A 23,592-nucleotide genomic window follows, 5' to 3' on the forward strand; every position below is an offset into this window, starting at 1 on the left:
TCGGCCGACAACCGTCGCGACCGTGGCAGGCCGACGAGCATCGCGGCGAGTACGGGTGTTCACCGAGCGACACGCTCCGGCGGGGCCCGTGCGACGGCCGTGGCACGCGCCGCGTCCCGAGCGGTGCGCGGACCGCGGCCGGTTAGGGTGACGACGTGGCGATCGACGACGAGGACGGCGGAGGTGCCGCGGGCCAACCCGGTCGCCTGATCCTGACCGTGTACGGCCTGTACGCACGCGAGCGGGGCGGCTGGCTGCCGATCGCGGGCCTCGTCCGGCTGCTGGGCGAGATGGGTGTCAACGTGCAGGCCGTCCGCTCGGCCATCCACCGGCTCAAGCGGCGCGGGCTCGTCGACGCCCAGCGCCGGGCCGACGCCGCGGGGTACGCGCTGTCGGCCGACGCCTACGGCCTGCTCGCCGAGGGCGACGTGCGCATCTTCGGGCACACCCGCGGCGCCGCCGACGACGGCTGGCTGCTCGTCGTCTTCTCCGTCCCGGACACCGAGCGGGCCAAGCGCCACCAGCTCCGCTCGACCCTGACGAGGCTCGGCTTCGGCACCGTGTCGCCCGGCACCTGGATCGCGCCGAGCCATCTGCGGGACGCGACGGTCGAGACGCTCGAGCGGGCGGGGCTCGCCGGGTTCACCCAGGTCTTCACCGGGCCGCACGTCGCCGGTGGCGACCTGTCCGAGCTGGTGGCGTCGTGGTGGGACCTCGATGGTCTGCAGGCGCTCTACGCCGACTTCCTCGACCGCTTCGAGCCGGTCGGCGCCCGCTGGCTCGACGGCACGGGCGACGACGCGCGCGCCTTCGTCGACCTCGTCGACATGCTGACCGCCTGGCGCCGGCTGCCCTACGCCGACCCGGGACTCCCGCTGGAGCTGCTGCCCGCGGACTGGAACGGCCGACGGGCCCAGGAGCTGTTCAGCGCGTTGTCCGCCCGGCTGCGCGAGCCCGCCGCGCGGCACGTCGAGGCGATGCTCGGCCCGGCCGAGGCGCCGGCCCGGTCGCTCCCCGCCTCCCGCGCGGGCTGACCGGCCCCGGCGGCGCGCCGGCGCTCAGTCCCGGCCGGCGGCGTCGATGGCGACCGCGAGCCGCTCCGGCGCGGTGAACATGACCTCATGGCTGCCGGCGAGCTGCACCAGCCGGTACATCCCGAGCCGACCGGACATGCGCGGGTGCCAGCCCCACTCGCCGGGCGGCAGCGCGGTGTCCTCGGTGGCGTTGATGTAGCTCTTCGGGATGTCCGAGGCATAGAAGCGGCTGAGGTCCAGCTTGTCGCGGAACGGCTGGTAGGGCTCGGTCGACAGCCGGGCGTGGGTCGCGGCGGCGAGCTCGGCGTCCGCGTCCTGGATGAACGCCTCGCGCCAGACCGGGAACGGCATCGCCACGGTGTCGTCGTCGCTCGAGGCGGCCAGCTGGTCGAACAGGGCGCGGTAGTGCGGCGGCACCTCGTCGAGCAGGCTGTTGCCCGGCGCGGGGACGAACGCGTTCCAGAAGATCATCCGGCGCAGCCGGTCGGGGATCTCCTCGGCGACGCGGGCGATGACGGTGCCCCCGAAGCTGTGGCCCAGCAGGATCACGTCGCGCAGGTCGGCGCCGACGATGTGGTCGACGATCGAGGCGACGCAGTCGTCGTGGTCGACGTTCTTGGGCACGCCGACGCCGTGCCCGGCGACGGTCGGGGTGTGCACGTCGTGGCCCATGCCGGCCAGGTGGGTCGCGACCGGCTTCCACATGTCGCCGTCGTGCCAGGAACCGTGGACGAGGACGTAGGTGCTCATGCGCTGGGCCTCCGTGTGTGAGATGTCCGGCGACGCTAGGCGCGGCTCGTCCCTCGGCTTGTCCGGCGAGCGCGACGTGGCCGCATCACGCGGTCGTGAGCGGCGATGGCCGCTACAGCAGGCCGCTACAGCGACCATCGCCGCTCACAGGGTCGTCAGCCGCGCCGCAGGTCGTCGGAGGGTGAGCGGCCGAACGCACGGCGGTACTCCGCGGCGAAGCGCCCGAGGTGGCCGAATCCCCAGCGCGACGCAACCGCGACGACGGTCTCCCCGTCGCCGGCGAGGAGGTCGGCGCGCGCCCGTTCCAGCCGGACCCGGCGCAGGTGCGCGGTGGGACTCGTGCCGAGCCGGTCGCGGAAGTGGTCCTGCAGGGTCCGGGGCGCCACGCCGGCCGCGTCGGCGATGTCGAGCAGCCCGATCCCGTCGCCCGCGTGGGCGTCGACGTAGTCGCACGCCCGGCGCACGACGTCGGCCGCGGCGGCCCGGCGGCGTTCGGGAGCCGGTGCGGCCCCGAAGGAGTCCAGCGCGGCCACGGCGGCGAGCTGGGCGACCGAGGCGCCGAACGGGGTGTCGAGCAGCCCCTGCGGGACGACGTCGGCGAGCAGCAGCCGCATGATGGCGTCCCACGGCCGCGGATCGGTCGCCGGTCCGGTGCGCACGTCGCCGGCCCGCCCCGAGGCGGCGCCCGCGCGTGCGACGAGCGTCGTCGGCAGCTTGATCGTCAGCAGCCGGCAGCCCGGCCCGAAGTCGAGATCGTGCGCGGTGTGCGGATCGAGCGCGACGGTCCGCCCCGGGACGGCACGGCACTCCCCGGCCCGGCCACGGACCGTGAGCGTCCCGGCGAGCGGACGGGACAGCAGGACGAAGTCGCCGAAGGGCTCCGGACGCACCCGCACCGCGCCCTCGCCGTAGGACAGCGAGAACACGCCGACGTCGGCGGAGCCGGCCTCGGCGTGCCGCGCGCGGAACGCGCCCCTCGTGGGCGCGAGCGCATGCGGACAGTACGAGCGGGCGACCTGGGCGCGCGCGAGATCGACGTCGCGCGTGTCGAGACGGATCTCCCAGCCCTGCACCGCGCCTCCTCGGGTCCCCGGCCCGGCCGGGAAGCTCCGAAGGCTAGCGACCCGCAGTCGTGGACGGGAGACCTCGAGCGTCCTGCGGCGTAGCGGGTACCGGCACCGCGACCGCGGGGTCGGCGGCCCGCTCGCGCAGCACGGCCCGCAGCAGCTTGCCCGACGCGTTGCGCGGCAGGGCGTCGACGAACTCGACCCGGCGCGGGTACTTGTACGGCGCTCCGACACGCTTGACGTGGTCCTGCAGCGTCCTGGCGGTCGCCGGACCGGGCTCGACGCCGTCGCGGAGGACGACGAACGCGGTGACGAGCGCACCGCGCTCGGCGTCGGGAGCGCCCACGACGCCGGACTCCACGACGTCGGGGTGCGTGAGCAGCAGCTCCTCGACCTCCGGCCCGGCGATGTTGTAGCCGGAGGAGACGATCATGTCGTCGGACCGCGCGACGTAGTGGAACCAGCCGTCGGGGTCGCGCACGTAGACGTCGCCGGTGAGGTTCCAGCCGTCGCGGACGTAGCCGGTCTGTCGCGGGTCGTCGAGGTAGCGGCAGCCGGTGGGGCCCTTCACCGCCAGCAGGCCGGGGGTGCCGTCGGGCACCGGCCGGCCGTCGACGTCGTGCACCTCGGCACGGAAGCCCGGGACGGCGCGGCCGGTCGCGCCGGGGCGGGCGTCGTCGTCGGCCGCGGAGATGAAGACGTGCAGCATCTCGGTGCCGCCGATGCCGTCGATCAGGGGCCGCCCGACGGCCTCGCGGTAGCGGACGGCGACATCGGCGGGCAGCGCCTCCCCCGCCGACACCGCGCGCCGGACTCCGGCCAGCAGGTGCCCGTCGCCGGCGTCGAGGATCGCCCGGTATGCCGTCGGCGCGCTGAACAGGACGGTCACGCCGTGCTCGGCGGCGATCCGGGCCAGCTCGGTGGGGGTCGCGCGTTCGACCAGCAGCACCGACGCACCCACGCGCAGCGGGAACACGAGCAGCCCGCCGAGCCCGAACGTGAACGCCAACGGTGGCGTGCCGGTGAACACGTCGTCGGGCCGGGGCTTCAGGACGTGCGTGGAGAAGGTGTCGGCGATCGCGAGCACGTCGCGGTGGAAGTGCATCGTCGCCTTGGGCCGCCCGGTGGTGCCGGAGGTGAACGCGAGCAGGGCGACGTCGTCGGCGGCGGTGGCGACGTCCGGGAACGTGGCGGGGTGCGCCGCGCAGCGGGCCTGCAGCTCCTGGCCGAACGACACCGCGGGCACGCCGGGTGGCAGCTCGTCGAGGAAGCGCTCGTCGCACAGCGCGACGGTGGGTTGTGCCGTCGCGACGATCTTGTCGAGCTCGTGGCGGCGCAGCAGCGGCATGGTGGCGACGGCGACCGCCCCGGCCTTGAGGACGGCGAGCCAGCACGCCGCGAGCCACGGGGTGTTGGGCCCACGGAGCAGGACCCGGTTGCCGGGGACGACGCCGAGGTCGGCGGTGAGGACGTGCGCGATCCGGTTGGCCCGGGCCAGCACGTCGCCGTAGGTCCAGGTCTCGTCGGCCGAGAGCAGGCAGGGCCGGTCGGCACCGTGCCCGGCGACGGCCGCGTCGAGCAGGGCGGTCGCGGCATTGAGCCGCTGCGGGTAGTGCAGGTCGGGCAGGTCGAACACGAACTCGGGCCACTGCTGCGCCGGTGGGAGCCGGTCGCGGCAGAAGGTGTCGACGTGGGCGCTGGGCGAGAGCGGGGTCATCGCTCCACCTCCGCCTCGTCGTCGGTCGCCGCGACCGGAGGCCGGCCCGTCACGACGAGCGGGACCCGCGGTGTCGCGTCGAGGTGCAGCGAGAGCACGTCGAACCGGTTGTAGTGGCCGATGATGTCGTGCATCTGCTTGGCCTGGATGCTGCGCGCCAGGTCGATCTCGGCGTAGACGATGCCCTCGTCGTCGACGAGCGGCTCGACGACCGGACGCCCGTCGGGGCCGAAGATGCCCGACAGGGCGTTGCGCGGGCGCGACAGCTGTTTGCGGACGGCCTCGTCGTCGCCCGCGACGGCGTCGACGATCTCGTCGGAGACGACCGACGTCGACACCACCGAGAAGACCTTGCCCTCGAACGCGTGCGCGGCGGTGCGGATGGCGATGGCGTCGGCCATGTCGTAGTCCTCGGGGGCGGCCGGCAGCGCGATGTAGGACGCGACGTGCACCTGCTCACCCTGGGCCAGCAGGGCGAACCGGGCCAGGGTGTTGGTGTTCTCTCCGCAGGCCAGCACGCCGAGGCGCCCGACCGGGGTGTCGTGCACGACCAGCGAGCTGCCGTCGCCGCCGGTCCAGGTCAGCTTCTCGGCCCACGTCGGCACCAGCTTGCGGTGCACGCCGATCAGCTCGCCGGTGTGGGAGATCGTGAGCATCGTGTTGTAGATGACGCCCATGCTGTGCGCGCCGCGCTCGTTCACCCCGACGACGACGGTGACGCCGTGCCGGCGGGCCGCCGCGCACAGGGTGTCGACCTCCGGCCCCGGGACGTCGATCGCGTTGCGGTACAACCGCTCGAACCACGGCGAGCCCTGCACCGGGTTCATGGTCCAGTTCCAGTACGGGTAGCCCGGGACGAAGGCCTCCGGGAACGCGACGAGCGTCGCGCCGCGGCCCGCCGCCTCCGCGACGAGGTCGGCGGCCTTCGCGACGGTGGCCGCCGCGTCGAGGTAGACGGGTGCGGCCTGGACGGCGGCGGCGGTGAAACGCGGCAGCTCCAGCATGGCGGTCAGCCCTTCGCGGAGGTGAGCAGCGGACGCCAGCGCCGGTGGACCGGCACGGGCTCGGGATCGGTGAGCGTGAGCCGCGGCGGGACACGCCGGGCGGTCGGCGGCGGGGCGGCCCCGGCGCGCAGGTGGGCGGGCCATTCGACCTCGTCCCAGCCCAGCGCGACGGCGGCGTGCAGGGCCCACGCGGGGTCGTGCAGCATCGCGCGGCCGATGGCGACGAGGTCGGCGCGGCCGGCCAGGACGATCGAGTTGGCGTCGTCGGCGGTGGAGATGCCGCCGACCGCGACGACGGGGACGTCGGCGTCGTGGCGGATCCGCTCGGCCAGCGGGGTCTGGTAGCTGCGGCCGTAGTTCGGCCGCTCGTGGGCCACGACCTCGCCCGACGAGACGTCGACGGCGTCGGCGCCGTGCGCGGCGAGCGCGCGACCGATCTCGACGGCGTCGCCGATCGGCTGCCCGCCGGGCGCGTGGTCGGCCGCGGAGACGCGCACGAGCAGCGGGCCGTCCCAGGCGGCGCGGACGGCGTCGAGGACGCGCAGCGGGAACCGCAGCCGGTGAGCGACGTCGCCGAGGTTCGTGAGCGGCGACAGGTACGTCGAGAGCAGGTGGCCGTGGCCGGCGTGCAGCTCGAGCACGTCGAACCCGGCGTCGGCGGCGCGGCGGGCGGCGTCGGCGAACGCGGCGACGACGGCCTCCTCGTCGACCGGCCCCGGCTCGGGGTCGCCGGGAACGTACGGGACCGGCGTCGGCGCGACGGGCGCGACGCCGCGCCGGCCCGCGTGGGTGAGCTGGACGCCGACACGGGCGGCGGACGTCGCGTGGATACGGTCGGTGATCGCGCGCCAGGCCGCGACGTGCGGCTCGGACCAGAGGCCACTGCTCCCCGCGCAGGCACGACCATCGGGCGCGACGGCGGTGCCGCCGGTGAGCACCAGCCCCGCTCCCCCGACGGCGGCGGCGGACAGCAGGAGCATCTCGGCGTCGCCCGGCACCCCGTCGCGGGCTGCGTCGACGGTGACGGGTGCGGCGACGATCCTGTTGCGCAGCACCAGGTTCCGGAGCGTGAACGGCTGGAACAGCGGCGGCGCGCCGGGCGCGAAGTGGGTGCGCACGCGGGCGGCGTAGTCGGGGTCGCGGACCGCGAGGTTGTCGAACGTGACGCGGCGGCTGCGGGTGAGCAGGTTGAACGCGAACTGCTGCGGGTCGAGCCCGGTCACGTGGTCGACGTCCTCGAACCACTCCAGGCTCGCCTGCGCCGCCCGCTGCGTCGACTCGACCACGGGCCGGCGCTCGGCCTCGTAGGCCGCGAGCGCTGTCGCGACGTCGGCGTGCCGGCGCAGCGATGCGGCCAGGGCGAGGGCGTCCTCCATCGCGAGCTTCGTGCCCGAGCCGATGGAGAAGTGCGCGGTGTGCGCGGCGTCGCCGAGCAGGACGAGGTTGCCGTCGTGCCAGCGGCGGTTGCGCACGGTGGTGAACCGCAGCCATCTCGAGTTGTTCGCGACGAGCGCGGCACCGCCCAGCTCCTCGCGGAACATCTCGGCGAGCGCGGCGATGCTCGCCTCGTCGTTGGCGCCCGGCGGCAGCGCGTCGGCGTCGACCGCGTCGAAACCCAGTGCGCGCCAGGTGCTCTCGGCGGTCTCGACGATGAACGTCGACCGGTGCTCGGAGAACGGGTACGCGTGGACCATCAGGGTGCCGTGCGGGGTCTGCTTGGCGACGAAGGTGAACGCGTCGAGCACCCGGTCGGTGCCGAGCCACATGTAACGGGCGCTGCGGACGTCGAGGTCGGGGCCGAACACGTCGGCCTGCGCGGTGCGGATCGCGGAGCGCGCCCCGTCGGCGGCGACGACCAGGTCGTACTCCGCGCGCAGCGCCTCGACGGGCGGGGCGACGGTGCGGAACCGCAGGTCGACCCCCACGTCGGCGCAGCGGCCGGCGAGCAGCTCCAGCAGCACGCGCCGGTTGATCGCGGAGAACCCGTGACCACCCGAGGTGACCGTCTCGCCGCGGTGCACGACGTCGATGTCGGACCACCGCGCGAACCGGGCCGAGACCGCCGCGAACAGCACCGGGTCGGCCTGCTCGAGCCCGTCGAGCGTCTCGTCGGAGAACACGACGCCGAAGCCGAACGTGTCGTCGACCGCGTTGCGCTCGAAGACGACGACCTCGCGCCCCGGGTCGAGCTGCTTCGCCAGCGCGGCGAGATAGAGGCCGCCCGGACCTCCACCCACGACGGCGATCCTCATATTCCTCACTCCTGACGCTGGTTGAGTGAGCAGAACATTAGCATCTGTTGCTGCCGTCGAAAAGACGCTATGTTGGTCGGGCGACGAGAGACGAGGAGGCGTGATGACCGACCTGAGTGACGACGTCCTCGGGCGCGCCCGGGTGCGCGACACCGCGGAGCTGGAGGCCTACTACCGGCGGCTCGAGGACCTCGAGGCCGGTGCGCTGTGGACGATCGCCAACAAGATCGAGCCCTGGTACCCCAGGCCGCGCTCGCGCCCCATGCTGTGGCGCTACGCCGACCTGCGTCCGCTCGTGCTGGAGGCGCTCGGCCTGGTCAGCGGCGACGACGCCGGCCGGCGGGTCGTCGCGCTCTACAACCCCGACCTGCGCGACATCGCGGCCACCTGCGGACTGCTCTACACCGGCCTGCAGGTCATGGCGCCCGGCGAGTCGATGACCGCGCACCGCCACCAGGCGTCCGCGCTGCGGTTCGTGCTCGAGGGCCAGGGCGCGTGGACGATCGTCGACGGGCAGAAGCTCAAGGTCGGCCCGCGCGACTTCGCGATCACCCCGAACTGGACCTGGCACGAGCACGGCAACGAGGGCCTGGAGGCCGACGGCGCCGTGATCTGGCAGGACGGTCTCGACATCCCGCTGGTCAACGCGCTGGACGCGCCGTTCTACGAGGTGCACCCGGACGTCTACCAGAAGCAGGACGGCGTCACGAACTCCTCGGTGCTCACCTACGGCGCCGGTCAGCTGCGCCCGGTCGGCGACCCGTGGGACAAGCCGTACTCACCGCTGACCGCCTACCCGTGGGAGCCCACCTACGAGGCGCTGCAGAACGCGGCGAAGGCCTCCGACGGCTCGCCCTACGACGGCATCATCATGGAGTACTCCAACCCGCTGACCGGCGGTTCCGTCATGCCGACGATGAGCGCGCACATGCAGATGCTGCGTCCCGGCGAGCGCACGATGGCCCACCGCCAGGTCGGCTCGCAGATCTACACCGCCGCCAAGGGCTCGGGGCACACCGTCATCGACGGGGTCCGGTACGACTGGACCGAGGGCGACATCTTCGCCATCCCGTCGTGGTCCTGGCACGAGCACGCCAATGCCAGCACCTCCGACGACGCGTGCCTGTTCTCCTTCACCGACTTCCCGGTGATGCGCTCGCTGGGCTTCTACCGCGAAGAGGCCTACGCCGACAACGACGGCCACCAGGCCGTCTGAAAGGGATCCTCCGATGCTCCTGGTCACCTTCTCCGTCGACGGTGGGCCGGCCCGGCCCGGCGCCCTCGACGGCGGCGAGGTCGTGGACCTGTCCGCGCGCGTCACGGGAATCCCTGCGCTCTTCGGCGCCGATCTCCCGGCTCTCGACGGGCCCCGCGTCCCCCGCGACGCGGTGCGACTGCACGCCCCGTTCCGGCCCGGCAAGATCGTCGGCGTCGGGCTCAACTACGTCGAGCACGTCGACGAGTCGGCCCGCGCCCTCGACACCCACAAGGAGCTGCCGACGCGGCCGGTGCTGTTCGGAAAGCCGGCGACCGCCGTCGTCGGCCCGGGCGAGCCGATCCTGCACGACGGCGACCTCACCGAGCAGCTCGACTGGGAGTGCGAGCTGGCCGTCGTCATCGGGCGGACCGCGCGCAAGGTGTCCCGCGAGGACGCGCTCGCCCACGTGTTCGGGTACTCGATCGTCAACGACATCTCCGCGCGCGACCAGCGCCGCTCCGGGCAGTGGTTCTTCTCCAAGGGCCAGGACTCCTACGCGCCGTTCGGCCCCGCCGTCCGCACCGCCGACGAGGTGCCCGACCCGCAGACGCTCGCGCTGGGCCTGAAGGTCAACGGCGAGGTGAAGCAGAAGGGCAACACCGCCCACATGCTGTTCACCGTCGCCGAGCTGATCACCGACATCTCCTCGGGCATGACCCTCGAACCCGGCGACGTCATCGCGACCGGCTCGCCGCAGGGCGTCGGCGCCGCCCAGAACCCGCCGCAGTTCCTGCGCCCCGGCGACGTCGTCGAGGCGACCGTCGAGGGCATCGGGACGCTGCGCAACCCGGTGGTCGATGCGCGATGACGGGCCCGACGACCCGCCCGTTCCGGATCGGCCAGATCGTCCCCAGCTCGAACGTGACGATGGAGACCGAGATCCCGGCGCTGCTGCGGGCGCGTGAGACGGTGGCGCCGGAGCGGTTCACGTTCCACTCCAGCCGGATGCGCATGACCCGCGTGACCGCCGACGAGCTGGCCGCGATGGACGGCGAGTCCGACCGCTGCGCCGTCGAGCTCTCCGACGCCCGCGTCGACGTCCTCGGCTACGCCTGCCTCGTCGCGATCATGAGCATGGGGCCCGGCTACCACCGGGAGTCGGAGCGCCGGCTGCACCGGCGGACCGTGGACAACGGCGGACCCGCACCCGTCGTGACCAGCGCGGGCGCGCTCGTCGACGGGCTGCGGGTGCTCGACGCGAAACGGATCGTGCTCATCGCGCCGTACCTGCCGGAGCTGACCCGCACCGTCGTCGGTTACATCGAGGCCGAGGGCGTCACCGTGCTCGACCACCGGGCGCTGTGCGTGCCCGGCAACCTCGACGTCGCCGCGCTCGACCCGCGGAACCTGATCGCCTACGCGAAGGAGCTCGACCGGCCGGACGCCGACGCCGTCGTGCTGTCCGCGTGCGTGCAGATGCCCTCGCTCGGCGTGATCGACGAGGTCCAGGACGTGCTGGGCAAACCCGTGCTGTCCGCGGCCGTCGCGACGACGCACCGGATGCTGCGCGCGCTCGACCTGCCCGCGGTCGCGCCCATCGGTGGCGCGCTGCTCGGGGGCGACTACGCGCGGTCCGACCCCCACCCGACGGTGTCGGCGTGACCGCGGCGGCGACCCGGCCGACCGTCACGATCGGCCGGACCGTCGAGTGGTCCGACACCGACGCGTCGGGGCACTACTACAACGGCGTCGTGCTGCGCTGGGTCGAGGCGGCCGAGGCCGAGCTGCTCGGGCGGCTCGGCCTGGCTGACCTGTTCGGCCGCATCCCTCGGGTGCGCTTCGAGGCCGACTTCCGCGCCCGGCTGTGGTTCGGCGACCGCGTCGAGATCGACCTGACCGTCGGGCACGTCGGCACCACGTCGATGCGCTACGACTTCGCGGTCCGCGCCGGATCGACGGTCGCCGCGACGGGGTCGACGACCGTCGTGCACGCGACACCGGACTCCCCCACGGCCACCCCGTGGCCGCCGCGGGTGCGGTCGGCGCTGGCCGCCGGCCGGGCCGACGGGTCCGCTCAGCCACTCGCCGACGCGCCGTAGCCGCGCAGGAACGACGCCTCGACCAGCGCCATGTCGCGGAGCTCGCCCGGATGCACGCTCTCGTCGGGCGCGTGGACGTGCGAGCGCGGCCCCTCCACACCGACGAGCAGGATCTCCGCATCGGGGTAGGTGTCGGCGAGGACGGTGCACAGCGGGATCGGCCCGCCCCGGCCCAGCCGCTCCGGCGTACGCCCGTACGCCTCGCGCATCGCCTCGAGCATCGCGCGGTGGGTCGGGCCGTCCGTCCTCGCCCGGAACGGCTCGCCGACCGCCTCCGTCTCGATCTCGATGCGCACGCGCCACGGGGCCACCTCGTGCAGGTGGGCCACGAGGGCCCGCTGCGCCTGCAGGGGCGTGACTCCCGGGGGGATGCGCAGGTTCAGCCGGGCCCGCGCCCGCGGCACGATCGCGGCGGCCGCCCCGGGGACCGGCGGGCCGTCGATGCCGAGCACGGTGAGGGCACGACGGGCCCAGAGCATGTCCGCGATCGTCCCGTCCCCCACCAGGTCCACGCCGCGCACGGGAGCTGCGTCGGACCGCAACCGTTCCGGCGGGTACGGCGCCCCGGACGACACCTGATCGTCAGGCAGGTCGCGGACCGTGGTGGTGCCGCGCTCGTCGCGCACCGAGGCGAGCATGGCGACGAGGGCGGCGAGTGCGTCGGGTGCGGCGCCGCCGAACGTCCCCGGGTGCAGGTCGCGCTCGAGCGCCTCGACGGTGAGCACCGCGTTCACCATGCTCGGCAGGCTGACGGTGAGCGCGGGCTTCCCGACGGCGGCGTCGCCCGTGTCGCACACGAGGACCGCATCGGCCCGTAGGAGGTCGGCATGCTCGGGGACGAAGGCCTCGAGACCGCCCGTGCCCTGTTCCGCCGAGCCCTCGACCACCAGCTTCAGGTGCACCGGCACCTCCTCGCCGAGCGCCCGCAGCGCGGTGAGGTGCATGAGGATGTTGCCCTTGCCGTCGGCCGCACCGCGCCCGTACCAGCGTCCGCCGACCTCGGTCAGGGTGAACGGCGGGGTCCGCCACGCGTCCCCGTCCGACGGCGGCTGCACGTCGTAGTGCGCATGGAGCAGCACCGTCGGTGCGTCCGGGTCGGCACAGGGCCGGGTGCCGACGACCGCCGCGCTGCCGTCCGCCGTCGGGACCAGGTGGGCGTCGGCGAACCCCTCGGCCCGGAACGCCGAGGCCACCCACTCCCCCGCACGCAGGCACTCGTCCGCGAGCCCGCTGTCTGCGCCCGCGACCGACCGGATCGCGACCAGCTCGGCCAGCTCGGTCCGCGCCCGCGGCAGCAGCGCCGTCACCCGGTCCCCGAGGTCCGTCATCGCTCAGCCTCCACGGCGTCGGGCAGGGGTCGCAGCCCTTTTCGTTCGGCTCCGCACGATATACCCTCGACCGGGCCGCAAACCGCGCGAGCGCGAAACCCCACTGCTGCACCGGCCCTCGCGGGAAGCGGGGCCGTTGCGTGCGTTCTGCCGCGCGCAACCTCAGGGTCGGCCGCGCGCCGGACAAGAGCAGTGAGGTTGCGAACGAGTGGGGGCGGCCGGGGGCCGGGCGTCATTCGCGACGGCCGCGCCGCGCGCGGACCACCCGCCCCACCCAGATCGAGGCCACGAGGAAGAGCGCTCCGACCAGCGCGAGCCCGGGCGCGGAGGTCACGATCCCGACGACGAACACGAGGAGGCCGAACGTCGCGGCCGCCCACACCTGCCACCGCGCCCTCCCGGCACGGCCGGACCCGGTCCGACCGCTCCGGCCCACCGCGTCGCACCGACGCCGGAACTGGCGGACGAACTCCGGGTCGTCCGCGAACATGTGCTGCTCGATGGCTTCCAGCCTGCGCTGATCGTCCTGGTTCGTCATCGCGCCGGCCCCTCCGCGCTCAGCCGGCCCTGCGGACCGACACGACCTGCAGGCCGAGGGACTGGATGAGGCGCAGCACGTCCTGCACGCCACCGTCGTCGGCCAGGTCGCCGGAGATGATCGTCTCGGCGGGCACCTCACGCACCTCCATTCCCGGGAACGCGGCGCGAGCGCGGTCCGAGAGCCGGCCGATGATCCGGATCTCGTAGTGACCTTCCGGCGGGTCGTTGGTATCCAGCTCCATCGACGGCCTCCGTGCCTCGCTGCTCCGACCGTCGTCACGGTGGCCCGGCCCGCCTCCCGGCACGTCATCCTCAGGAGGTGAACAGCACGGGTCAGGGCAGCAGGTCCAGCTCCCGCGCCTGCACGACGGCGTCGCGCCGATGTCCCACACCGAGCTTGGTGTAGATCGACCGGATGTGGGTCTTCACGGTGTTGACCGAGACGGTCAGCTCGTCGGCGATCTCGGCGGCGCTGAGCAACGACGGCAGCAGCGCGAGGACGGCGAGCTCGCGCTCGCTCAGTGCCGCGCGGACGCGTCCGTGCACCATCGCGCGGGCGGCGACGAGCCGCTCGTGCCACGGCGGGTCCGAGACCTCCGCGCTGACGGACTCGACGAGGTCCCCGACCGGTCCGGTGATCACCGCGGGCGGCCGTACGACGTCGAGCTTCGCGGCACCGCGCAGCGCGGCGACGAGCTCGGCACGACCCCGCTCGAGCTCGCCGTCGCGCAGCGCGCACTCGCTGAGCACGAGGTGTGCGTCGACCGGTGTGTGGGCGACGAGATGCGGCACGACGCCGGCGACGATCGCCTCGGCCGTGGTCCGCGCGGCGTCGTGCCGTCCGGCGGCCTGGTGGGCTCTGGCGTCCATGAGCAGGACCTCGGCGACGTTCCCCACCCGCTCCTGCAGCCATTCGGTGGTGCGGGCCGCGTTCGTCGCACCGGCGTGGGAGAGCTCCACCTCGTGCTCGAGGACGGCGAGGGAGGCCAGCACCGCGGCCGGCGCCGTCAGCTCGAACAGGGCGGACCGGCACCGCGCCAGGCCGATCGCCGTCTCCCCGAGATCGTGCCCGGCGACCGAGTGCAGCACGCGAAGGACCCGCTCGGGCTCCCCGCGCGGCTCCTCGGCGACGGCGGCCGCCACCCGCTGCCGTGCCGCCGCGGGGTCCCCGGCGAGCAGGTCGGCGTAGGCGATCACCGCGACCGACGCCGGCATCGCGCTGACCTGGCGGCCCAGCATCGCCGCCGCGGTGATGGCCGATCGGGCCGCACCGGCCATGTCCCGGTAGCGGCCCGCGGCGAGCTCGACCACCGTCAGCAGGGTCCAGGCCCACTCCTCGAACCAGCCGAACCCGTGCTCGCGCGCGAGCAGGACCAGCTCCTCCAGCCCCGTTCGCACCCGGGCGGGGTCGAGTGCCGGCTCGCTGACCTCGACCGTCGCCCGGCTCAGCCTCTCCAGCAGCGCCTGCTCCGGTGTCTCGGCGACCGACGGAACCGGCGCACGGGTCTCGGTGTGGCCGGTGAGGAGCAGCTCGATCGATCCCCGCAGCTGGGCCGGCGGCGGCTGGGGCGCGGCCGGCCACACCCGGTCCGCCTGCTCCAGGGCGGCGAGGGCCGTCCGGTCGGTGCCCGCGCCGAGAGCGAACTCGAGGTAGGCCTCCAGCAGCGGTGCCCACGCGTCGACCGGCCCGCCGGCGTCACGCGCGCCGTCGATCAGCGTGCGCAGCGCGGCGAGCTCGCCGGTCGCGACGAGCCGCAGGCCCATCGACGGCAACAGGCTGCGGAGCAGCTCGGGATCCTCGGCCCGCTCGGCGTGACGCAGCGCATGGACGGGGTCGCCCGCGGCCAGCCACCACCATGCCGCGGTGACGTGCGAGTGCCGGTACCGCGCGGGAAGATGCCGTTCCAGCTCTGCTCCCAGGTACGTGCGCAGCAGCGGGTGGATCCGGAAGGTGGACGGGTCCAGCCGCTCCACCAGTCCGGTGTCGTCGGCCAGCTCGCCGAGCACCCGGCCGGCGTCCGGTCGTCCCGACAGCGCCGAGGCCAGCCCCGTCGGCAGGAGGCCGCAGACCGACTCCACCCGCAGGAGGTCCCGGGACGGCACCGGGAGGCTCGCCATCACCTCACCGGTGAGGTAGTCCGCCGTCGAGTGCTCGCTGCCGGAGAACTGCTCGATGAAACCCTGACGGTCCTCCGTGGACTGCAGTGCGACGGCGGCGAACCGCAGCCCGGCGGCCCACCCGGCGGTACGCGAGTGCAGCGCGGCGATCTGGCCCGGCGTCAGGTCCAGGCCGGACACCCGCATCAGCGACGTCGTCTCCGCGAGGGTGAACCGCAGGTGTTCGGCCCGTAGCTCGTGCGTCCGGCCCGCCGCCCGCAGCCTGGGCAGCGGGAGCGGCGGGTCGTGCCTGCTGGCGAGGACCAGCCGGAGCCCTGCGGCCCCGGTGAGCACGAGCCGGCCGAGGTCGCGCAGCGCCCCGGGATCGGTCAGCTCGTGCACGTCGTCGAGTACGACCGGGACCGCGGGCCGGACGTCGTCGAGCGCGGCCAGGAGCTCGTCGACGACGTCCGCCCCAGGCCGGTGGCCCGCCGCCCCGGCGGCGTTGCGCAACAGACCCTGAGGCAGACCCGGCACGGCGGCCAGGGCGGCGGTCAGCGCCGAGCGGAACCGGTCGGCGTCGAACGTCGCGTCGAGGGAGACCCACGCGACGCGCGGGGCGTGGCGGGCCCGCATCCACTCGGTCAGCACGACGGTCTTGCCGTAACCCGGCGGTGCGACCACCAGCACGAGCTGTCCCGGCTCGGCCCGGTCCAGGAGGTCGACGAGGTCGGGCCGGGGCACCGACGCCGCAGGCAGCTCCGGCAGCGCGATCGTGCTCCCCGGGACGTGCATCGCCTCCCCCTTCCCGCCGCACCCCGACCCGGTGCGGCTGCGCGGGCAGAACTCAGCCGTTGACCGTGAGATGCGGTGTCCCGGTCCGGGTCGCCGACGGACGCCGGCCCAGCAGGCCACGCTCGTGCGCGGCGAGCACCGCCCGGCGGCGCGAACAGACCCCCAGCTTGTCGTAGATCGACCGGACGTGGCTCTTGACGGTGTTGACCGAGACCGAGAGGGCCGCGGCGATCTCGTCGAGGTTGAGCAGCGACGGCAGCAGCGCGAGCACGTCCTCCTCGCGGGCCGTGAGCGTCGGCGCGACGCCGCGGGGCCCGCCGGTGGGCACGGACAGCACGCGGGCCGCGAACCGGCCGCGGTCGCCGTCCCCCATGAGCTCGTCGACGAGCAGGGCGCGCACCGCCGACGGCGCCATGACGAACGGCCGGGCCAGGTCCATGGCCGCCGCCCGGTCCAGCGCGCTGCGCAGCGCGCACCGCGCGCCCGGCCGATCGCCGTCGTGCAGCGCGACGTCCGCGAGGACCAGCCACGCCTCGACCAGGGTCGACCGTCGGACGGACCGGGAGGCCGGGTCGAGTGCCGCGTGCGCACAGCGGTACGCCTTGCGGTACTCACCGGTCTCGCACTCGGCCCACGCGCGCATCAGCAGCCGCTCGCCCCGGGCGCCGGTCAGCCCCTCGATGCGCCCCTCGGCCGCGGCCGCCGCGCGCGTGTAGCCCATCCGGAGCGCGATGCGGTTCTCGATCAGTGCCGCCGTCGTCGCGAGGGCGGGCGGCAGTGGCTGCCCGACACCGTCCGAGCGGGCACGCTGCAGTTCGAGCACCCCCGCCGCGCGCTCCCCGGAGTCGAACAGCGCAGCACCCCGGGCGAGGCCGAGCGCGACGCGCACCGCGGGGTCGAGCGAATCGGGGTCGGGACCCGCCGCGCCCTCGAGGAGGACGAGGGCGACGTCGGGACGCCCGCGCTCCACCGCGGTCAGCGCGGCGATCGACGACGCGGTGACCCACAGCCCCGAGTGCTCCCAGCCCTCGCGGGTGAGCGCTCGCAGCGCGCCGTCGGACCTCGCGGCGGCCTCACGGAGGTCGCCGACGTTCCAGGCGGCCACCCCGAGCAGCGCGAGGCACTGTGCCTCCAGCAGCGGCAGGTGCCGGCGCCGAGCGGTGTCCAGTGCCGTCGCCAGGTTCGACCGGCCGGGGCCCGGGGCGCCCGCGAAGACCTCGACGGCGCCCCGGCCGGCCAGTGCGAGGGCCGCGAGCGACGGGTCGTCGGGCAGCGGTTCGGGGGTGGCCGGCACCGAACCGGACAGCCCCGCGAGCCGGCTGGTCGCCGTCAGGAGCACCGCCAGCTCGGAACCGGCCGCGGGACGCCCGTCCCGGCGGGCCCGTCTGACGTCCGCGGCCACCGCGTTCATGTCGCCGCGCACGAGGTTCTCCTGCGCGGACAGCGCCGCGGCCCACGTCCTCGCCTCGGCCGTCGTCCCGGCCGCGCGGAGTGCGTCACGCAGCGCGGCGCGGTCACCGATCGCGACGAGGCGGGCGCCGCGGCGTTCGAGCATGCCGCCGGCGAAGGTGGGATCGCCCGCCTTCCCTGCGTGCCGCAGTGCCTCGGCGGGCCGGCCGTGGCCGTCCCACCACAGTGCCGCGCGGCGGTGCAGGTCGGCCGTCGACGCCCCGTCCCGGCGGGCGAGGTCGGCCTCGAGGTGCGAACGCAGGAGCTCCTGGACGTGGTAGTCGGCCCGGTCCGGGTCGACGTTGACCAGGCCGAGCTCGTGCCCGAGCTCGTCCAGGACGTCGGCGGCGTCGTCGCGGTCGCAGAGCTCGACCGCGAGCCCCGCCGGGACCGGATCGGCGATGCTGACCCGCCGCAGCACCTCGCGACGGTCCTCGCTGATCCCGGCCAGCACCTCCCCGACCAGGTAGTCCGCGACGGCGTGGTCGTCGCCGGAGAAGTCGGCGAGGAACCGGTCGGGGTCGCGCTCCTGGCGCATCGAGCACGCGGCCAGTCGCAGCCCGGCGACCCAGCCGCCGGTCCGTTCGTGCAGCCTCGACGCCTGTTCCGCCGTCAGTTCGAGGCCGCACCGGCGCAGGAGCGTCGCGGTCTCCCGCTCGCCGAAACGCAGGCGGTCCGCGCGCAGCTCGCACAGCTCGCCGGCCAGCCGCATCCGGGCCAGCGGCAGTGGTGGGTCCAGCCGGCTCACGACGACCAGCTGGACCGCGGGCCCGTGGGCGCGGACGAACTCCCGCAGTTGCTCGGCGCACGTGCGCCCGCGCAGGTGGTGGGCGTCGTCGAGGACGAGCCGCAGGGGCCCGGGCAGCGTGGCGAACTCGGCGAGCACGTCGCCGAGTCCCGCGATCCCGGGTGCCCGGCCGTCCGAGGGAGCAGCCGCGGGGTCCGCGCCGCGCGCACGCACCGCGGTGAGGACCGCCGTCCAGAGGCGCACCGGGTCGTCGTGTTCCTCGGTCAGCGAGAGCCAGACCGAGGGTGTCGTGTCGCCGCGTCGCACCCAGTCGGCCACGGCGACCGACTTGCCGAACCCGGCGGGGGCACAGACGAGCGTGACCGCGCGGCCGGCGCCCTCGTCGAGCGCGGCCCGCAGGGCGGGCCTCGGCACGAGCTCACGCGGCAACGGCGGCGGAACCGGTGAGGGTGGGAATGCGTCGCTCACGACTCACCTCCCTGGCAGGTACCGAATGTTTCCAGCGACACTTTTCCGGCACCACCGCCTGATGGCCCTTGACGCGGTCATCCCGTTGGGGGGAGGACGGCGCGCGCGGACCGCGGAGTATGACGGGGCGCAGGCAGCGAGAGTCGGCCCGGAGGTGGCGATGTCCCCGACGATGTACGAGTTCCGGGTGGACGGCCGGATATCCGAGCCGGCCCTGGACGAGTTCGGCGACCTGCAGGTCGAAGAGGTGCCGCCGGGGCTGATCCTGCGCGGCGAGGTGATCGACGAGTCGCACCTGCACGCCATCATGGTCCTGTTCAGGACGCACGGCCTGCGGCTGCAGTGGGCCGAACCGGTCGACGACAGGGGTTCCGCCGCGGAGCGTCCGGCCACACCGCCCCCGGCCGCACGACGGGCGACCGACGAGTGAGGCGCTCCCCGGGCTGAACCGGGCCGGCCGGTGCGGAGCAGCGGTCGCGGGCACGACGGTCGGCCGGGCCGCGCTGCTCCGGTTCACGCCTGGACCGCCTCGTCGTCGGTCGGGCCGCCCTCGGGTCGGTGCCTGCGGTGCCACCGGCCGCTCACCCCCGCGCCCCGTCCCTCCCGGTGCGGCCGGCGCTTCTCCTTCTCGACGTCCTCGTGGCTGATCAACGCGTCCGCCCACGTCGCGCGCGGGTCGATGTCGATCAGCAAGGCCTTCGCGAGCAACGTCAGCGGGATGGCCAGCACCGCGCCCAGCGGTCCGAGCAGCCAGGCCCAGAACACGAGCGACAGGAACGTCACGGTGACCGACAGCCCGACGGCGTCGCCCACGAACCGCGGCTGCAGCAGCGACTGGATCACGAAGTTGAGCACGCCGTAGACGGCGATCACGGCCACCATCAGCCCCGGCCCGCCGGTGAGCAGGGCCAGCAGCGCGGGCGGCACGAGTCCGATGATGAACCCGACGTTCGGGATGTAGTTGGTGACGAACGCCAGCACCCCCCAGGTGACCGCCAGCGGGATGCCCATCACGAACAGGGCGATGGTGTCGAGCGCGGCGACGATGAGCCCGAACACCGTGGACACCAGCAGGTACTGCCGGGTGTTGTGGGCGAACGAGCGCAGCGCCCCGGCGACGAGGGGCCGGTCGACCGCGATCCGGCCGACCCGCTTGGGGACGGTGACGTTCTCGATCGTCAGGAACAGCAGCAACGTCAACAGGAAGATCAGGTTGCTCGCCAGCCCCGCCACGTCGGCGAGCACCGAGCCGACGACCTGCACGAGCTTGCCGAGGTCGAGCGAGTCGACCACCTTGCGCAGCTCCTCCGGGCTCACCCCGAACCGGGTGAGCGTCGAGGACGCCGACGAGACGAGGTCGCGGCTCTGCGCCGCATACTGCGGCAGCGTCGTCGCCAGCTGCCCGATGGAGACGATGATGCCGAGCGCGATGGACACGACGACCGCGTAGACGGACAGGGCGAGCACCAGCGTCGCGGCCCACCCGGGCCAGCCCCGGTTGCGCAGCCTGCCGTGCACCGGCGCGAGCGCGATCACCAGCACCAGGGCGAGGAACACCGGGCCGATGAGCCACGCGATCGACCGCGCGCCGGCAGCGGCGATCACGATCGCCGCCACCCCGAGGAGCACCACGAGGCCGCGGGGCAGCACCACGCCGCTGCCCAGCGACCGCCCGTCGGTCTCGGCCGACGGGGTGGGGGGCGAGGCCAGCGAGTCCTCGGAGGTGGTCACCCGACGACGCTGGCACCCGCCCCGGTAGCGCAAATCACCCGCACGGGGTGACCCAGCTCACCTTCTCGGTGACCGGCCACCAAGGACCCTGACGAGCCCCGCCACCGCCTCCGCCGGCCCGGCCGGACCCAACGCCGCAGGTGCCGCGGTCGCGGTCGTGGGGAGCCGAACGCGCAGCGCCCCCGGGAGCGCCCGGAAGCGCAGCGGGACGGGCAGCCGCAAGGCCTCCCCGTCGACGCCGACCTCCAGCTCCGGTTCGTCGGAGTCCACCACGAGCTCCGGGGTGCTCCACTGCCGGTAGCCGTGGAAGCGGTGCAGCAGCCCCGCCGCGCCCGCGGCGAGCATCCGGGTGGCGTCGAACGCCGACTCGACGGCCACCGTCACCACGCCCAGCTCGCCGCTGTCCAGGCGCGGGCGCGTGCCCGCACCCGTGAGCCCCTCCATCCGGTACGCACCGTTGGAGACCAGCATGACGTCGACCGGGGCGGCCTGCTTCCCGTCCGCACCGCGGAAGCGCAGGCCGACCCGCCGCCGCCGCGCGCCGAGCAGGTCGGGGGCCAGCCGCGCCGCCGTCGCGACCTTGGCCTCCCGGTAGCCCGCCGACTGCACGATCGAGGCGTACACCCCGAGCGAGGCGTTGTTGACGAACAGGCGGTCCCCGATCTCGGCGACGTCGACCCGTCGCTCCACGGCAGGACCGAAGGCCGCGAGCGCGCCGGGCACGTCGTCCCGGTCGAGCCCCAGATCGAGGGCGAAGTGGTTGCGGGTCCCCGCCGGCACCACGACGAACGGCACGTCGTGACGGCGCGCCACGTCCGCGACGAGGGCCTGCGACCCGTCGCCGCCCGCCATCCCGATCACGTCGGCGCCGTCGGCGATGGCTCGCTCGGCGAGCTCCTGCACGTCCTCGCCCGGTGCGAGGACGACCGACCTGACGCCGCACGTCGTCGCGTGCCTCTCCAGGCCGCACCGCTCGGCCTTCCCGTCCCCGGACCGTGGGTTGATCAGCAGCACGCCGTGCCGGGCCGGGCCGACCCGGTGCAGGTCGGCCGGCACCGGGGCGAGGTCGTGGCCCATCGCGACGCGCGTCGCGGCGAGCGCCAGCCCGACCAGCACGAACACCGAGACCGTGCGCAGCGGATCGCCGAACCCGAACAACAGGACGACACCGACGATGCAGAGCACCGCGACGACGATCGCGACGACACGGATGACGCCGCGGTGGACCAGTGCCGCCCACCCGACGGCCACGGCGATCCCGATCAGCACGACGGTGGCGACGAGCCGCAGCGGGTCGCTCAGCAGCCCGATGACGGCCAGCACGACCGCGGCGGCCACCGCGAGCAGTGCTCCGGCCGCGGCGAGCCGCCGGGTCGTCGACGGTGACGACGACCGACCCGGCGCTGCGCCCAGCCCCTGCGGAACGCCAGTCGTCACGACGATCAGCCGTTGCGCAGACGGGTGGCGAGGGCGTAGATGATCGTCACGTCGACCGCGATGATCAGGATCGACCACAGCGGGTAGTGCGGCAGGAACAGGAAGTTCGCCACCAGGCTCAGCACGGCCAGCGCGATGCCGACCATCGCCCCCCAGGTCACGTCCTTCACCACGGCGACACCGACGACGATCATGATCGCGCCGAGGATCAGGTGGGTCCAGCCCCACCCGGTGAGATCGAACTCGAACACGTAGTTGGGGGTGGTGACGTAGACCTGGTCGCGCAGGATCGCGGAGATGCCGCTGAGCGCGTGGTACGCGCCGGCGACGATCATCATGACGCCTGCGAAGAGCACGAGACCCCTGCGGGTCGAGCTCTCGGCGGGCATGGTCGACGTGTAACTGTCCTCGGCCCGGGTGGTCATGGTGGCTCCTCCTCGACTCGGGTAAGGCGACGATGAACGGGTTCGGCACCGCCCGGGACACCCCCAGGGGGTGATACCTGCCCGTCCCGGGGCTCCCAGTCGTAGACGACGACGGTGCCGACGGCGAGGTCCTGCAGGGAGCGGCGGCGCCGGCTCACCACCGCCCAGGCCAGGCCCAGCGGGAACACCACGCAGAGCACGGCCCGCAGCCCGGCGCGCACCCATCCCGGCTGCGCCCCGCGCGCCGACCGGACGCGCAGCCCGAGGACGGCCCCGCCGTAGCTGCGGCCGGCGATCGCCCAGCCGACGGTCAGGTAGCCGACGGCGAGCAGCCCGCTCACGGTCACCGACTGCGTCCAGCTCGGGCTCGGCCAGCGGAAGGCGATCGGCGAGACGAGGAAGCGCACGCCCGCGACCGCGAGGAAGGCGGCGCCCATCAGCACCAGGACGACGAGCAGGTCGACGACCGCGGCGAGGGTGCGGGACACGATCCCCGCGACGGCCTCCGGCATGACGTCCGCGCTGCCCCGACGGCCGGTCACGGCACGGCGGGACGTCGCGCGGCCCCACCGCGGCGCAGCAGCCGGTCGACGGCCCCCGAGACGGCGCCGTCCGCGGCCATCGCCTCCGTGCGCACCGCGCGCACGGTGTCGGAGGTCAGCGCGCCGGTGGACGACCGGATGATCTCGGGGAGGTCCAGGGCGTCCATCACCTCCCGGGCGATCCCGACGAGGTCGACGCGGGCGAGCACCGCCTCGACGTCCAGCCGGGCGGCGACCTGGTCGACGTCGAGCGACGCCAGCACCCGGTCGAGATCCACCCGCGAGACCACGGCGTCGACGTCGACCTGCCCGACGATCCGGTCGACGTCGATCCGCTCGACGACCCGCTCCAGGTCGACACCCGCGACGGCCGCGTCGAGGTCCACCCCGGCGATGACCGCGTCGAGGTCGAGCCGACGCACGACGGCGTCCAGGTCGAGCCGACGCACGACGGCGTCGAGATCCAGCCGCGCCACCACGGCGTCCAGGTCCACCCGCGCCACCACGGCGTCGACGTCGAGACCCGCCGCGAGCGCGTCGATCTCCACGTGCTCGCGGACGAGCGAGGTCAGGTCGACGGCCCTCAGCAGCGCGTCGACCACCTGCCCGACGACCAGCCGGAACAGGTCGTTCCACCAGCGGGCCAGCAGCACCCGGTCGCGCCGGCCCCGCCGGACGAGCGCCGCGGTGGTCCGGGGCGCGACGAAGGTGACCGTCGCGACCGCGCCGTTCGCGAGGGTCGTCGTCGCGAACCGCAACGGCCGGCCCGCACGCCACACCAGCCGCGCCGCGCCGCCGCCCACGCCGAGCAGCAGGCGCTCCGTCGTCGAGTCCACCGTGGCCTCCTGTCCGGGTCGGACGACCAGGCTGCGCCAGCACGTGGCGGTGGACCTCATCCCTGACAGGTGAGG

21 protein-coding genes are annotated in these 23,592 nt (G+C 74.4%); 6 read left to right on the forward strand and 15 right to left on the reverse strand.

Annotation, left to right across the window (positions count from 1 at the left end):
• Positions 1 to 155 precede the first annotated feature (155 nt).
• Complete coding sequence (locus tag PSED_RS21335) at positions 156 to 1,034, forward strand: PaaX family transcriptional regulator (protein ID WP_013676320.1); 879 nt, start codon at positions 156 to 158, stop codon at positions 1,032 to 1,034.
• A 24-nt stretch (positions 1,035 to 1,058) separates the two neighbouring features.
• On the opposite strand, the gene PSED_RS21340 is transcribed toward PSED_RS21335, so the two are convergent.
• The 5 genes from PSED_RS21340 to PSED_RS21360 all read right to left on the reverse strand — a co-directional run bounded on the left by PSED_RS21340 (position 1,059) and on the right by PSED_RS21360 (position 7,824).
• Positions 1,059 to 1,784, reverse strand: a complete 726-nt coding sequence (locus PSED_RS21340) for an alpha/beta fold hydrolase (RefSeq protein WP_013676321.1) — start codon at positions 1,782 to 1,784, stop codon at positions 1,059 to 1,061.
• A gap of 155 nt (positions 1,785 to 1,939) precedes the next feature.
• Positions 1,940 to 2,857, reverse strand: a complete 918-nt coding sequence (locus PSED_RS21345) for an AraC family transcriptional regulator (protein WP_013676322.1) — start codon at positions 2,855 to 2,857, stop codon at positions 1,940 to 1,942.
• Positions 2,858 to 2,900: 43 nt separating this feature from the next.
• Positions 2,901 to 4,568 carry an AMP-binding protein gene (locus PSED_RS21350; protein ID WP_013676323.1) on the reverse strand — a complete coding sequence of 556 codons (1,668 nt, stop codon included), beginning with the start codon at positions 4,566 to 4,568 and terminating at the stop codon, positions 2,901 to 2,903.
• A complete protein-coding gene (locus tag PSED_RS21355; protein ID WP_013676324.1) occupies positions 4,565 to 5,572 on the reverse strand; it encodes a carbon-nitrogen hydrolase family protein in 1,008 nt (335 codons plus the stop codon). The genes PSED_RS21350 and PSED_RS21355 overlap by 4 nt, the downstream gene beginning before the upstream one ends.
• A gap of 5 nt (positions 5,573 to 5,577) precedes the next feature.
• Positions 5,578 to 7,824: an oxidoreductase gene (locus tag PSED_RS21360; RefSeq protein WP_013676325.1), complete on the reverse strand. Its 2,247-nt coding sequence runs from the start codon at positions 7,822 to 7,824 to the stop codon at positions 5,578 to 5,580.
• A 103-nt stretch (positions 7,825 to 7,927) separates the two neighbouring features.
• On the opposite strand from PSED_RS21360, the gene PSED_RS21365 reads away from it, so the two are divergent.
• From PSED_RS21365 to PSED_RS21380, 4 genes are read left to right on the forward strand one after another with little or no spacing between them, the layout of a single operon-like run.
• Positions 7,928 to 9,040, forward strand: coding sequence for a cupin domain-containing protein (locus PSED_RS21365; RefSeq protein ID WP_013676326.1), 1,113 nt, complete (start codon positions 7,928 to 7,930; stop codon positions 9,038 to 9,040).
• A gap of 13 nt (positions 9,041 to 9,053) precedes the next feature.
• Positions 9,054 to 9,890 (forward strand): fumarylacetoacetate hydrolase family protein, encoded by an 837-nt coding sequence (locus tag PSED_RS21370; protein WP_013676327.1) that lies wholly within the window; start codon positions 9,054 to 9,056, stop codon positions 9,888 to 9,890.
• A complete protein-coding gene (locus PSED_RS21375; RefSeq protein ID WP_013676328.1) occupies positions 9,887 to 10,684 on the forward strand; it encodes a maleate cis-trans isomerase family protein in 798 nt (265 codons plus the stop codon). Before PSED_RS21370 ends, PSED_RS21375 begins: the two co-directional genes overlap by 4 nt.
• A complete protein-coding gene (locus PSED_RS21380; RefSeq protein WP_013676329.1) occupies positions 10,681 to 11,121 on the forward strand; it encodes an acyl-CoA thioesterase in 441 nt (146 codons plus the stop codon). Before PSED_RS21375 ends, PSED_RS21380 begins: the two co-directional genes overlap by 4 nt.
• Here the strand turns inward: PSED_RS21380 and PSED_RS21385 are convergent.
• From PSED_RS21385 to PSED_RS21405, 5 genes are all read right to left on the reverse strand, one after another.
• On the reverse strand, positions 11,097 to 12,449 hold the full coding sequence (locus tag PSED_RS21385) for a M20/M25/M40 family metallo-hydrolase (RefSeq protein ID WP_013676330.1): 1,353 nt from the start codon (positions 12,447 to 12,449) through the stop codon (positions 11,097 to 11,099). The genes PSED_RS21380 and PSED_RS21385 overlap by 25 nt on opposite strands.
• Before the next feature lie 232 nt (positions 12,450 to 12,681).
• Positions 12,682 to 12,987, reverse strand: coding sequence for a DUF3040 domain-containing protein (locus tag PSED_RS21390; protein WP_013676331.1), 306 nt, complete (start codon positions 12,985 to 12,987; stop codon positions 12,682 to 12,684).
• Between the two features lie 19 nt (positions 12,988 to 13,006).
• Positions 13,007 to 13,231 carry a DUF8691 family protein gene (locus PSED_RS21395; RefSeq protein ID WP_013676332.1) on the reverse strand — a complete coding sequence of 75 codons (225 nt, stop codon included), beginning with the start codon at positions 13,229 to 13,231 and terminating at the stop codon, positions 13,007 to 13,009.
• Between the two features lie 91 nt (positions 13,232 to 13,322).
• A complete protein-coding gene (locus tag PSED_RS21400; RefSeq protein ID WP_013676333.1) occupies positions 13,323 to 15,881 on the reverse strand; it encodes a winged helix-turn-helix domain-containing protein in 2,559 nt (852 codons plus the stop codon).
• A 52-nt stretch (positions 15,882 to 15,933) separates the two neighbouring features.
• Complete coding sequence (locus tag PSED_RS21405) at positions 15,934 to 18,546, reverse strand: helix-turn-helix transcriptional regulator (RefSeq protein ID WP_013676334.1); 2,613 nt, start codon at positions 18,544 to 18,546, stop codon at positions 15,934 to 15,936.
• Between the two features lie 160 nt (positions 18,547 to 18,706).
• On the opposite strand from PSED_RS21405, the gene PSED_RS21410 reads away from it, so the two are divergent.
• Entirely contained in the window at positions 18,707 to 18,976 is a 270-nt protein-coding gene (locus PSED_RS21410; protein WP_013676335.1) for a DUF8691 family protein, read from the forward strand.
• Positions 18,977 to 19,059: 83 nt separating this feature from the next.
• On the opposite strand, the gene PSED_RS21415 is transcribed toward PSED_RS21410, so the two are convergent.
• The 5 genes from PSED_RS21415 to PSED_RS21435 are packed head-to-tail and all read right to left on the reverse strand — an operon-like array spanning position 19,060 to position 23,517.
• Positions 19,060 to 20,277 (reverse strand): AI-2E family transporter, encoded by a 1,218-nt coding sequence (locus PSED_RS21415; RefSeq protein WP_013676336.1) that lies wholly within the window; start codon positions 20,275 to 20,277, stop codon positions 19,060 to 19,062.
• A 57-nt stretch (positions 20,278 to 20,334) separates the two neighbouring features.
• On the reverse strand, positions 20,335 to 21,714 hold the full coding sequence (locus PSED_RS21420; RefSeq protein ID WP_233899096.1) for a diacylglycerol/lipid kinase family protein: 1,380 nt from the start codon (positions 21,712 to 21,714) through the stop codon (positions 20,335 to 20,337).
• A 5-nt stretch (positions 21,715 to 21,719) separates the two neighbouring features.
• Positions 21,720 to 22,139: a DUF7144 family membrane protein gene (locus PSED_RS21425; RefSeq protein WP_013676338.1), complete on the reverse strand. Its 420-nt coding sequence runs from the start codon at positions 22,137 to 22,139 to the stop codon at positions 21,720 to 21,722.
• On the reverse strand, positions 22,136 to 22,681 hold the full coding sequence (locus tag PSED_RS21430; protein WP_202946302.1) for an RDD family protein: 546 nt from the start codon (positions 22,679 to 22,681) through the stop codon (positions 22,136 to 22,138). The genes PSED_RS21425 and PSED_RS21430 overlap by 4 nt, the downstream gene beginning before the upstream one ends.
• Positions 22,678 to 23,517 (reverse strand): hypothetical protein, encoded by an 840-nt coding sequence (locus tag PSED_RS21435; RefSeq protein ID WP_013676340.1) that lies wholly within the window; start codon positions 23,515 to 23,517, stop codon positions 22,678 to 22,680. Before PSED_RS21435 ends, PSED_RS21430 begins: the two co-directional genes overlap by 4 nt.
• Positions 23,518 to 23,592 lie beyond the last annotated feature (75 nt).

Source organism: Pseudonocardia benzenivorans CB1190 (assembly GCF_000196675.2).
In the GTDB taxonomy this organism is placed as follows: Bacteria; Actinomycetota; Actinomycetes; order Mycobacteriales; family Pseudonocardiaceae; genus Pseudonocardia; species Pseudonocardia benzenivorans.